8 protein-coding genes and 1 pseudogene are annotated in these 12,010 nt (G+C 59.8%); 3 read left to right on the plus strand and 6 right to left on the minus strand.

Going from position 1 to position 12,010, the window contains the following annotated elements:
- Window positions 1–3 precede the first annotated feature (3 nt).
- From CAK78_RS11520 to CAK78_RS11535, 3 genes are all read left to right on the plus strand, one after another.
- On the plus strand, window positions 4–495 hold the full coding sequence (locus tag CAK78_RS11520) for a phage tail protein (RefSeq protein WP_094697361.1): 492 nt from the start codon (window positions 4–6) through the stop codon (window positions 493–495).
- A complete protein-coding gene (locus tag CAK78_RS11525) occupies window positions 495–1,655 on the plus strand; it encodes a phage late control D family protein (protein WP_094697362.1) in 1,161 nt (386 codons plus the stop codon). The genes CAK78_RS11520 and CAK78_RS11525 overlap by 1 nt, the downstream gene beginning before the upstream one ends.
- A gap of 1,092 nt (window positions 1,656–2,747) precedes the next feature.
- Complete coding sequence (locus CAK78_RS11535) at window positions 2,748–4,199, plus strand: aminoacyl-histidine dipeptidase (RefSeq protein ID WP_094697363.1); 1,452 nt, start codon at window positions 2,748–2,750, stop codon at window positions 4,197–4,199.
- A gap of 692 nt (window positions 4,200–4,891) precedes the next feature.
- Here CAK78_RS11535 and CAK78_RS11545 read toward each other — a convergent pair.
- The 6 genes and pseudogenes from CAK78_RS11545 to CAK78_RS11570 form a co-directional block, all read right to left on the minus strand.
- A pseudogene (locus CAK78_RS11545) lies at window positions 4,892–5,663 on the minus strand (oligopeptide/dipeptide ABC transporter ATP-binding protein).
- The gene (locus tag CAK78_RS11550; protein WP_094697364.1) at window positions 5,660–6,718 is read right to left on the minus strand and encodes an ABC transporter ATP-binding protein; all 1,059 of its coding nucleotides are present in this window, start codon (window positions 6,716–6,718) and stop codon (window positions 5,660–5,662) included. The pseudogene CAK78_RS11545 and the gene CAK78_RS11550 overlap by 4 nt, the downstream one beginning before the upstream one ends.
- Window positions 6,719–6,743: 25 nt before the next feature.
- Window positions 6,744–8,561: an extracellular solute-binding protein gene (locus CAK78_RS11555; RefSeq protein WP_094697365.1), complete on the minus strand. Its 1,818-nt coding sequence runs from the start codon at window positions 8,559–8,561 to the stop codon at window positions 6,744–6,746.
- 82 nt (window positions 8,562–8,643) lie between these two features.
- On the minus strand, window positions 8,644–9,687 hold the full coding sequence (locus CAK78_RS11560; RefSeq protein ID WP_019839457.1) for an ABC transporter permease: 1,044 nt from the start codon (window positions 9,685–9,687) through the stop codon (window positions 8,644–8,646).
- Window positions 9,688–9,689: 2 nt separating this feature from the next.
- Entirely contained in the window at window positions 9,690–10,715 is a 1,026-nt protein-coding gene (locus tag CAK78_RS11565) for an ABC transporter permease subunit (RefSeq protein WP_094697366.1), read from the minus strand.
- 273 nt (window positions 10,716–10,988) lie between these two features.
- Entirely contained in the window at window positions 10,989–11,939 is a 951-nt protein-coding gene (locus CAK78_RS11570) for an IS1595 family transposase (protein ID WP_094697266.1), read from the minus strand.
- Window positions 11,940–12,010 lie beyond the last annotated feature (71 nt).

The raw sequence follows: 12,010 nt of genomic DNA on the forward strand, positions 1-12,010 counted from the left end.
ACCATGATGATGACCCTGGGCTGGTTTGTGTTTATGCGCTCGACCGTCGCCCCCCAATCCCAGCAAGATGAATGGGCATGGCGCCACCCGGGCAATAACCGGGTCGGCGCTCGCCCGGCTTATCAGTTCCTCGGCCCCGATGATGAAATCAGCACCCTGAGCGGGGTGCTGCTGCCCGAGGTGACCGGCGGCCCCGTCTCCCTCGACATGCTGCGCCAGATGGGCGACAGCGGCGAAGCCTTCCCTCTGATCCAAGGCGATGGCGTGATGCGAGGATCCTTCGTGATAGAGGGCATCAGCACCACCCGCAGCGAGTTTTTCGACGATGGCGCAGCCCGCAAAATTGAATTCACCATCAAGCTCAAGCGGGTCGATAGCAACGACAGCTCCCTCGGCAACACCCTGCTGGGCCGCACCGCGGGCAACCTGCTCGGCCGCTTGGGGGTGGGCAAACTCATGGGTAGCATCGGCGGCAAGCTGGGGGGGATCCTCTGATGGGGGCGCTTGACCAGTTTGGCAGCCGCCTGGCCGAGAATCTCGGCATCACCAACTCGCTCGATACCCTGCGCCAAGGGCATCCAGTGCCGGCCTACCAGGTGCTGGTCGATGGCAAAGACATTTCGGCCGCCATCCGCCCGCGCCTGATGTCGATGACCATCACCGACAACCGGGGTTTCACCGCCGACACCATCGAGATCACCCTCGATGACAGCGACGGCCAGCTCGACATGCCGCGCCGGGGGGCGACCCTGCGCTGCCTCATCGGCTGGCAAGGCAGCGCCCTGGTCGACAAGGGCACCTACAAGATTGACGAAGTGGAGCACGCCGGCGCCCCAGATGTGCTCACCATCCGGGGCAAATCGGCTGACTTGCGCGGCGGCATGAACAAGCTGCGCGAGCGCAGCTGGCACCAATCCACCGTCGACAGCATTGTTGAGCAGGTGGCAGCCACCTACCAGCTCACCCCCTGCGTGGGTGACTCGCTCAAAGGCCAACTGGTCGACCACATCGACCAAGCCAACGAAAGCGATCTGGCCTTCCTCACCCGTCTGGCTGGCCAGTGCGATGCCATCACCACCGTCAAATCTGGCCGCCTGATGTTCATCAAGGCAGGCCAGGGCACCACCGCAAAGGGCCAGCCGCTGCCAGCCATCACCATCACCCGCCAAGATGGCGATCAGCACCGCTTCTCAGTGGCAGACCGCGACGCCTACACTGGCGTGACGGCCTACTGGCAAGACAACAAGGCCGCAGAGAAAAAGAAAGTCGAGGTGAAGCGCAAGAGAAAGACCAAACCGAAACCGGAGCGGCCATTGCCGCCGGGCGTCGTGGTCAACAAGAAAGAGAACGAGTTGCTGGTCGGCAGCAGCGAGAACGTCAAGGAGCTGCGCCACGTCTACGCCAACCAGACCAACGCCATGCGGGCGGCCAGAGCTGAATGGGAAAAGCTGCAGCGCGGGGTGGCCGAGTTCGACATCACTCTGGCCAGGGGCCGGCCAGAGCTCTACCCGGAACAACCCACCACCGTCAGGGGGTTCAAGCCCCAGATAGACGAGGCCGACTGGCTGCTAACCCAGGTGGTGCACGACCTCACCAACCAGGGCTACACCAACAGCCTCCAGCTCGAAGTGAAACTCGACGAGCTACCGGAATAAAAATGGCGGCAGGTTAAACACCTTGCCGCCATTCTCGATCATCAATTTGCCTGCCGCCACTTTGCCGCCACAAAGCGACCAGCTTCAACACGGCCATATACTATCTGTTTGTTTTTAAACAATAAAAAATACCAGTCAAGATAAGCGCCAAAGAGCATAAAACTTTTTCGGCATACTATCGATCTCAACGAGTTATAAAAACAATCACTTAAGACTTTAAACCCCGTGCAGACACACGTGATTTCGTTAATGCTGACGGCCCTTTTCCCCAAATTCGGCTTGCACCGCAGCCGCCTCGGGAGAAGACCCTCGGCAGCGAAAACAGATGCAATGGAAGCAGGATGGGCAGAGCTCGCGGTCATGTCACAGAGGGGGCAGGACCGCAGACAGGCTGTTGGGCGGGCATGATACCATCGTTTGCGGATAAATTGACTGGCAAACGTATGCGAAATGCAGGAAAAAATCGAAGCAAGTCCGGCTGAATCCCTCTTTTTCCTCTCCCCGGCGGGGTTTGCCGCTCGGCAGATAAAAAAATAGCAGGGGGAGGATGGATTCCTCACTCACCTGCTTTTTTCGATACGCCTGTCGTCAGCCTGGCTGACGGCCCGCATTAACGGCGGTTGGCGTAGGGGTTCGGGTAGCTGAAGCCCTGGGTATAAAGAGACTGGGCGAACCAATAGGTTGAATTGCTGCCTGACATAATAAACTCCTGATTGCTTAACAAGTTACGTACCTTTATGCGGGTTCAGATCCTTGAACGGACACTCGGTTCCATGGAGGCGCACTTGCTTTGCTTCGGTTCCCTGGAGGCATTCATCGTCATCCTGACGGGTGGCGAACCACGGTCGTTAATTTACCAGTCGGCGCCATAAACTCAATATTTTTGTGACGTGAATCACAAAAATCTTTTGTGCTGGCTCATTTTGCCCCAACCGGAGCAGTTCGCTGCCAATCCCCCGCCTGACAGCACAAGCTGCCCGCAATTTGCGCTGATCGCTCACATTTTTGTGTGATTGACTGTATTATCGTTATCCTCTTCCTCGCCCCGCTGCCGGGGCTCTGTCATTTTCCGTGCTGGTAAGGAGTCCCGACGTGGCACAGCTTAGCTCTCTCTCTCCCAAACTGATTTGGCACTTCTTCGAACAGATCTGCTCCATCCCCCACCCCTCCAAGCACGAAGCCCAGCTGAGCGCCTGGATCATGCAGTGGGCCGAAGGGGAAGGGCTGGCGGTCAAGCAAGATGCCGTCGGCAACATCATCATCAAGAAACCGGCCACGCCGGGGATGGAAAACCGCAAGGCGGTGGTGCTGCAGGCCCACATCGACATGGTGCCCCAGGCCAACGCCGACACCCAGCACGACTTCACCAAGGATCCCATCGATGCCTACATCGACGGAGAATGGGTCACCGCCCGCGGCACCACCCTGGGTGCCGACAACGGCATGGGCATGGCCGGCTGCCTGGCCGTGCTGGCCGACAAGAGCATCAAGCACGGTCCGCTGGAAGTGCTGCTGACCACCGACGAAGAGACCGGCATGACCGGCGCCTTCGGTCTGGAAGCGGGCTGGCTGGAGGGCGAGATCCTGCTCAACACCGACTCCGAAGAGGATGGCGAGGTATACATGGGCTGCGCCGGCGGGGTGGATGCCAATATCCGCTTCCCGCTGGAGCAGGTTGCCGCCACTGAAGGTGAAGGTTTCGAGCTGCAGGTCAAAGGCCTGCGCGGCGGCCACTCCGGGGTCGACATCCATCGCGGCCGCGGCAACGCCAACAAGTTGCTGGTGCGTCTGCTCAAGGCCGCCGAGCCGCTGGGCCTGCGTCTGGCCGAGATCCACGGCGGCACCCTGCGCAACGCCATCCCGCGCGAGGCCCGTGCCAAGCTGCTGGTACCCGCCGCCAGCGTCAATGAATTCAAGGCCCTGGTCGACCGTTACACCGGCATCTACCAGAGCGAGCTGGCTGCCACCGAAGCCAACCTGACCGTGCTGCTCACCGCCCAGGAGAAACCGGCCCAACTGATGAGCGAGTCCCTGCAGACCCGCCTGCTGGACTCCCTGATGGCCTGCCCGAACGGGGTGATCCGCATGAGCGATGCCATCCCGGGCGTGACCGAGACCTCCACCAACCTGGGCGTCATCAAGACCCAGGATGGCGAAGTGTATGTACAGTGCCTGATCCGCTCCCTGATCGACTCCGGTCGCGAGAGCGTCGAGCAGATGACCCGCTCCCTGTTCAATCTGGCTGGCGCCAGCTGCGAGTTTACCGGCGCCTACCCGGGCTGGGCACCGAACGTGGACTCCCCGGTGATGGCGCTGGTACGGAGCAGCTACCAGACCCTGTTCGGCGAGATGCCGAACGTCATGGTGATCCACGCCGGCCTCGAGTGCGGTCTGTTCAAGAGCGCCTACCCGGAGTGGGACATGGTCTCCTTCGGCCCGACCATCCGCGGCGCCCATGCGCCGGGCGAGAAGGTGCACATCCCGGCGGTCGAGCGCTTCTGGCAACTGCTGGTCCACGTGCTGGAACAGATCCCGGCCAAATAAGCCCGCAGATCAGGGCCGACCGGCCACACCACATACCCCGCCAGGTGCGGGGTATTTTTTTGCCTGCGCCCGCCCTTGGCGTGCTTCCCCTCGAAACCGCCAGACAGCTCTGCTGCTCTGCCATGCCCCATCACCCACTCACCCAGGCCTGTCAGCCAGGCCATCAGCACCGCAACCTGAGTGCCTGCTGAAACCGTCTCCATAAACAGCGCTGGATTTGAAAACCCTTTCCATGATTTATGTAAATTTACAACACAAAAAGTTGATCCAGCTCACAGAAGGCCATAGGATCAAAGCGTGACCCAGGTCACAGATAACAAGTCAACGACAGAGCGATGAGGTGAATATATGTTTGAGAATCTGGCAGTACTGTTCCACCTGAAGGGTGTAACCAGCAAGAAAGGCGTGGCAGAGAAAGATACCTATGCACCGTCAACCCGCAACTACTACTTCCGTTATGGCGCCTGATACCAGCAGCGGCCAATTTCGTGAAAGAGTTACCGGGCATTTAAGTAGTAAAATTACAAACAACAGCAATCCACACAGCAGCTATCCCCTCTCGGGGGCGCTGTCCTGCCCTGGCCAGATTTTCCACGGCCAAACCTGAACTCCAACCATGAAGATGGGGCCCGCAGGCCCCATTTTTTATTCGTTGTTTCCCGTGCCATCTTGCTGCGATGCGGGCACCGGCATCATACCGCCTTTCCCAGAGGGATCGCCTCGGCCAGCGGCAACGGCGTGTGGCAGGCCACCTGGTGACCGGCCCCGTCGCACGACTGCAGACTCGGCGACTGGGTGCGGCACAGCTCGCCGGCATAGGGGCAACGCTGATGAAAGTGGCAGCCGCTCGGCGGCGAGATGGGGGATGGCACATCACCGGTCAGCAGGATGCGCTGGCTGCGCCGACACATCCAGCGCCGACACTGCCTCGTCACAGACCAGCAGCTTGGGCTTGAGGGCAATGGCCCGGGCGATGCCGATGCGCTGGCGCTGGCCGCCCGAAAACTCATGGGGATAGCGATCCACCGCGCTGCCTGGCAGCCCCACCTTCTCCAGCAGCTCCTGCACCCAGACCCGCCGCTGTTCGGCGTTGCCCTTGCCGTGGATAACGAAGGGTTCCTCCAGGATCTGCCCCACCGTGTGGCGGCTGTTGAGGGATTCTGCAGGATCCTGAAACACGATCTGCATCTCCTGGCGCAGGGAGCGCATCTCCTTGGGCGAGAGGTGGGTGATGTCACGTCCCTCGAAGGTGATGGTGCCGGCGGTCGGTTCGAACAGCTTGAGCAGGGGGCGCCCCAGGGTCGACTTGCCGCAGCCGGACTCGCCCACCAACCCCAGCGTCTCCCCCTGCTTTAGATCGAAGCTGATGCCGTCCACCGCGTAGACGTGGTACTTCTTGCGCAACAAGCCGCCGCCCAGCTGGAAGTGCTGCTTCACGTCGCGCACCGATAAAAGCGTCTTCATACGGCTAGCTCCCTCCAGTGCTGGCAGGCCACCCCGTGCCGCTCGGCGAGCTGCTCGGTGGCCGGAATGGCCCTCACGCAGATCTCGGTGGCATGGGGACAACGGTTGGAGAAACGGCACCCGGCGGGCATCTCATGCAGGGCGGGCACCTGCCCCTTGATGGTCTTGAGCAGGCTCTTGGGCTCATCCTCGAGCCGCGGGATCGAGCTCATCAGACCATGAGTATAGGGATGGCGCGGGTGGTCAAACAGCTCGAACACGTCGGCCTGCTCCACCGCCCGGCCCGCATACATCACCACCACCTCGTCGCACAGCTCCGCAACCACCCCGAGATCGTGGGTGATGAAGATGATGGCCATGCCGGTCTGGGCCTGCAGCTCCTTCATCAACTCCAGGATCTGGGCCTGGATGGTCACATCCAGCGCCGTGGTCGGCTCGTCACAGATAAGCAGCGCCGGCTCGCAAGCGAGCGCCATGGCGATCATCACCCGCTGGCGCATGCCGCCGGAGAGGTTGTGGGGATAGACGGCAAAGCGCTGGGCAGGCTCGGGGATCCCCACCTTCTGCAACATGACGATGGCCGCCTCCCTGCGCTGGGCCTTGTTGTAGTCGGGACGGTGGAGGCGGAACACCTCCATCAGCTGATCGCCGACCGTCTGCACCGGGTTGAGTGCCGTCATCGGTTCCTGAAAGATCATCGAGATGCGGTTGCCGCGCACCTTGTACATCTGATCCGGTGACAGCGCGAGCAGATCCTCCCCCTGAAAACGGATGGAGCCCGCCACCACCTGACCATGGGGCTTGGGCAGCAGCCCCATGATGGCGAGCGAGGTGACGCTCTTGCCGCAGCCGGACTCGCCGACCACCCCCAGGGTCTGGCCGGGGGCAACCTGGAAGCTGACCCCGTCGAGCACCTTGATCTTGCCGTCGTCGACGGCAAATTCCACCTCGAGATCGCGCACCTCAAGAATCGGGGCCTTGCTCTGGCCATCATCCACGCCGAGCTGCCTCCCATGATCCCGGGCGCCCGGGTGGGGAGCCTGTGTGTTGGGCATGACTGCTGCTCCCTTCTGCGCCATATCAGTGACGTGCATAGGTCTTGTCGAGCAGGTTGATGGGCGCCAGCGCCTCCCCTGCCTCCTTGGCTTTCAGGGTCTCTTCCTTCACCTTGGGATCGAGCCAGAGCAGGCCGCCACTGCTGTGGGGGTAGCCATCCATGGGCCAGTAGAGCAGATCCGGCGTGTTCTTGGTGGCGGGCACCTCGGGCAGCATCACGTAACGCCAGCTGCTGGCTCGCACGTAGTTGAGCTGCACCCCGGGCACAAAGATGGCCAAGTCATAGATGCGCTGCTGGATCTGGCGAGAGAGCTCGGCCCGCTTGGCCATGTCGAACTCGACGTTGTAAGCGTCGATCAGCGCGTCTAGCTGTTTGTCGGCCACGTTGAACAGGTTGTTGGTCTGCGGCTTGTTGGCGTTGGCCGAGTGGAACGACTCCCAATACTGCGGATAGAGACCGCCGCCGGCCCAGCCCATCCAGGCCGCCTCGTGTTTCTTCTCCAGCATCGCCTTGAAGCCGGTGGCGCCGTCCACCAGATTGAGCTCCAGATCCAGCCCCGCCTTCTTGGCCTCTTCCTTGAGCACGGTCAATCGCTTGGAGTGCTCCTGGCTGGTGTAGGTGAGCGCCAGGGTCAGTCGCTCCCCCTTGTCGTTCTGCAGGATGCCGTCCGGCCCCGGCTTGCTGTAGCCGCCCTTGGCAAAGTAGTCACGTGCCTTGGCGATGTCGTAGGCCCGCTCCGGCAGCTGCATGTCGGTGAACTCACCAAAGCCCGAGCCGAAGGTGGTGGCTCTGTCGTAGTCGCCACGCAGCACTGTTTTAATCATCTTGTCGATGTTGAGGGCATGCTGGATGCCGAGCCGCACATTGAGGTCAGCCAGCTTGGGAGTGGCCACATTGAGGTGAACCCCCTGCCCGCCCTGCTTGGTGTCGGTCATGGCCATCACCTTTTGCACGTATCCCTTTTTGTACTCGGGGGTGACCGCTTTTTCATGCCACCAGTTGGGCAGGATCATCTCGAAGGTATCCAGCTCCCCCTTCAAGAAGTGACGGAAGGCGATGTTGTGATCGCGGATCACCTGCACCTTGATGGTGTCGAGGTTGAACCTGTGCTGGTTGTAGCGATCGTCCTTTGCCCACCACTCCTTCTGCTTGCTGAAAGTGATGGACTTGCCCTTCTTCACGTCGGTCATCACGTAAGGGCCTGTGGTGGGCACCACGGCCCAGTTGTACTGCTTCACCCAGTTGGGGGTGAGCTTGTAGTAGTGCTTGGGCTGGGGCCACAACTCGGTGGTGTTGAGCAGATCCAGCTTGGCCTTGCGGGTGCCCGCCTTGACCAGGATGGTGTGGTCATCAACCTTCTCCACCGCCACCACTTCGGTGGTGTAGTAGTTGTTGAACCAGGGCCCCTTGATGTCTTTGGAGCGCATCATCTCGTAGCCAAAGGTGTAGTCATCGGCGACCACCGGCTTGCCGTCGGACCACTTGGCACGCGGATCCAGCTTGAAGTAGACGGTCTGGTTGTCCGGCGCGATGGCCCAGTGGGTCGCGAGCGACGGAATGGGGTTGCCGGTGTTGGGATGGAAGCTGATGAGCCTCAGCTGGTTGTCCTGGATAAAGGAGCGGAACGCGCCGTTGGAATCCGGCCCCACGGTGCGAAACGTCAGCGGAAAGCTGTCTACAAACATGGTGATGCTGCCACCGGGCAGCGCCTTGGGCGAGGCGAACACGGGGTCGGTGTCGTTGGTTTCCCACTTGAGATCCGCAGGCAGGCTGGCCGCCCACACCCAGGTCCCGTTCACCAACAAGAATAGAGCACCTATCCATTTGATTTTATTGTTCATGTTTGACTTCCTGGTCATACCCCTGCACTGGGGGTTTAGCAATTTAAGGGTGAGCAACCCGGCGCCTTGAGTGCGCCACAGGTCACTGATAACGGGTAAATTTGCGCGGGTCGAACGCCTCGCGGATCGCCTCGCCGATGAAGGAGACCATGATCAGCACCAGACTCACCGCCGCCACCACCGAGCTCACGATCCAGATGGCGTCGAGGTTGTTGATCCCCTGGGAGAGCAGCTCCCCCCAGCTCGGGGTGGGCGGGGCCAGGCCGAAGCCCAGGTAATCCAGCGCCGTCAGGGTGGAGATGTTGCCCACCACGGCAAACGGCGCCAGGGTGACGATCATCATCAGGGTGTTGGGCAGAATGTGGTTGAAGATGATCCGCCCGGTGCCGGCCCCCTGGGCCCGCGCCGCCATCACATAGTCCCGCGCCCGCTCCTTGTAGGTGAGGGTGCGCATGTACCAGGTGATGCCCATCCAGCCGAACAGCACGTTGATGGCTACGAACAGGCCGAAGTTGGGCTTGGCCAGCGACACCAGGATCATGATGACGTAGAGAAACGGCACCTGGGACCAGATCTCGATGAAGCGCTGCAGCACCAGGTCAAAGCGTCCGCCGAGAAAGCCCATCATGCAGCCGATGGTGACGCCGATGGCGTAGCTGGCCACCAGCGCGATGAAGGCAAAGCCGATGGCGATGCGAAAGCCGTAGACCAGCCGCGCCAGCACGTCGCGGCCGCTGGTGTCGGTGCCGAGCAGGTGGCGTTCGGCCAGGCTGGGCGCATAGGGTGGGTAGGCGTCCTGCTTGAAGTCCTGCTCATAGGGATTCCAGGGCACAGGTGGCAGCAACACCCAGTCCCCCTTGCCCTCTGCGGCGAATTTGTCTTTGAGCTGGCGGTAGTTGGTCTCGTACTCGTAATCGAGCCCGAACTGCTGACCCGGGATCACGTCGCCATAGGTTGGGAAATAGAGCTCCCCCTGATAGCTCACCATCAGTGCCCGGCTGTTGACCAAGAGCTCCGCCAGCAGGGAGAGCAGCACTAGGGTGGTGAAGATGATAAAGGAGTAGTAGCCGCGTTTTATCGATTTGAAACGCTTGAGTTTTTTCAGCGTTACCGGATTCAGGTTCATGTTCACTCTCCAAACCGCACGCGGGGATCGACAAGGGCGACACAGATGTCGGAGACAATGTTGCCCACCAGCATCAGCATGGAGGTGATGGCCAGAATGCCCATCACTGTGGGGTAGTCCCGTTCCACGATGGCCTCGTAGCCAAGCAGGCCGATGCCGTCGATGTTGAAGATGGTCTCGATGAGAAAGGAGCCGCCGAAGAAGACGGTGAGCACAGATCCCAGGTGGCTCGCGATGGGGATCAGGCTGTTGCGCATGGCGTGATCGGTCACCGCCTTGCGAAACGGCAGTCCCTTGGCCACGGCGGTGCGCACGTAATCCGCCGACAGATTCTCCATCAGGCTGTTTTTCATGGTCATGGTGAGGATGGCGAAATCCCCGATGGCGTAGGCGATGAGCGGCAGCAGTGCATGGGCGAAGAGGGTGCGGATCTGATCCCAGCTGTTATCCATCCCGTCAAACTCGTCCCCCGGGAAGCCCCCCATGGGCAGCCACTCCAGATGAAACGCGAAGACGGTGATGAGGAAGATGCCCACCACGTAGGCGGGCAACGCATAGGCCATGTAGATAAGCATGGAGCTGACTGAATCGAAGCGGGTGTTGTGTCTGAGCGCCTTGGCCACCCCGAGCGGGATGGAGACGGCGTAGCTCAGCAGAAAGGTGGCCAGCCCGAAGAAGGCGGTCACCGGCAACCTGTCCTTGATAAGATCCCACACCGGCTCGTAATAGCGAGTCGACTCGCCGAGATCCAGCACCGCCAGCTTCTGCAGCCACTCCCAATAGGCGACCAGCATGGGCTTGTCGAGGCCGTAGAACGCCTTGAGCTCCTCGATCTGCTCGTCGGAGAGCGCCTGCGCCCCCTTGCTGCCGCTGGAGCGACCGGACTCATTCTGGGAAACCTGGGCCTGCAGCAACATGCGTTCGACCGGACCGCCCGGCACGAAACGGGTGATGGTGAAGACGAGCAGGGTGATACCGAGAAACGTCGGGATGATCAAAAGCATCCGACGTAGGAAATACGACAGCATGGTGGAACCTCGTCCTTGTTGTTCTTTTATGGCCAGTCACATCCGGTGACGGACCCGTCCTTCCTGGCATTACTCACTGAATAGCCGATGATTGACAGACTATCCGCTCGGTCACTGTAAAAGCTCTGCAACAAAAATCAAGTAGAACTAAGGGTGCATTCTGGTCCCGGCTTGCGCAGTGGAATTTATCGTGAGTTTTTTCTGAAATTCGCAACTTCAAGATAAAAAACTACAAGATGAACGACTTAAATAACGTTTAATAATTCAACCTGATTACCCATGACCCTCAGCCAGCTTCAAGAGCCGATATGGCATCGGAGGGCTTGCCACGACTGCATGCCCCAATTCAACCAACATGCTTTTGAGGTCAAAACGATGATTAAACCGGAAGCAGTATTCAGCAAGATGTCTCGGTAAATGCTTCGCTCCGAGCGTATGGCAACTGCCCCGCAGCGAGTTCTTCACATTCCCTATCATCGTGTTTACCCAGTTGAATGCCGGATGATCCAGCAAGTCAAGGTTGCCCCCGGTGACAACACCCAGGTGCTCACAATTGGCCTCCTTCACCGCCCTGAAACAGGCCAATCCATCGGATATCACCGCGCTACCACTGGCAACATGCCGTTTTGCCCAATCAGCAATGGACTTGGTTTTGAAACCATCGACCACCGTCATCCGCATCTTGATTGGATGCCCTTCCTTGTTCAGGGCCACTGCTGCCACAAATGGCGTCTTGCCTGCCGCGCCCCGACCCCGTTTGCCACCACGGTGCTCGCCACCCCAGTAGACATCATCGAGCTGAATGATGCCGCTGATGGGCTGCTTGTCATCGGACTCTTTCATGGCTTGCAGCAGCTTGTGCTTGAGCATCCAGGCGGTGTCATATTTGACGCCCAACTGGCGCTTTAGCTCCATCGCTGACAAACCTGTTTTGGTTTGTGACAACAGGTGCATCGCCAGAAACCACTTGGTCAGCGGGAGCTTGGTGTTTGCGAAAATAGTGTTCCCAGTCAATGACATCTGGTGATGGCAGTGATTGCATTGCAGCACGCGTGGCCGACTTTTCAGGTGACAACAGGTCTTGTTGGCACATTCAGGGCAGACAAAGCCGTGAGGAAAACGCCAAGTGAACAACGCGTTTTCGCACTGAGCTTCAGTGCCATAGTCCTTGAGAAGCTCAAACAGGCTGTAGCCTTTCTGGAATTGGACTTTGCTTTTGGCCATGATCTCGCTCCTCGATAACTGTGCATAAGATCAGTATAGTTCGGGGTGACTGCTAATCATGGGTAATCAGG

The sequence above is a fragment of the Aeromonas sp. A35_P genome (genome assembly GCF_002259925.1).
In the GTDB taxonomy this organism is placed as follows: domain Bacteria; phylum Pseudomonadota; class Gammaproteobacteria; order Enterobacterales; family Aeromonadaceae; genus Aeromonas; species Aeromonas dhakensis.

Bases quoted from the DNA above. Each gene is read 5' to 3' on its own strand.
- CAK78_RS11520 (WP_094697361.1), top strand. From the start codon at position 4: ATGATGATGACCCTGGGCTGGTTTGTGTTTATGCGCTCGACCGTCGCC.
- CAK78_RS11525 (WP_094697362.1), top strand. From the start codon at position 495: ATGGGGGCGCTTGACCAGTTTGGCAGCCGCCTGGCCGAGAATCTCGGC.
- CAK78_RS11550 (WP_094697364.1), bottom strand. From the start codon at position 6,718: ATGCCCAACACACAGGCTCCCCACCCGGGCGCCCGGGATCATGGGAGG.
- CAK78_RS11555 (WP_094697365.1), bottom strand. From the start codon at position 8,561: ATGAACAATAAAATCAAATGGATAGGTGCTCTATTCTTGTTGGTGAAC.
- CAK78_RS11560 (WP_019839457.1), bottom strand. From the start codon at position 9,687: ATGAACCTGAATCCGGTAACGCTGAAAAAACTCAAGCGTTTCAAATCG.
- CAK78_RS11565 (WP_094697366.1), bottom strand. From the start codon at position 10,715: ATGCTGTCGTATTTCCTACGTCGGATGCTTTTGATCATCCCGACGTTT.
- CAK78_RS11570 (WP_094697266.1), bottom strand. From the start codon at position 11,939: ATGGCCAAAAGCAAAGTCCAATTCCAGAAAGGCTACAGCCTGTTTGAG.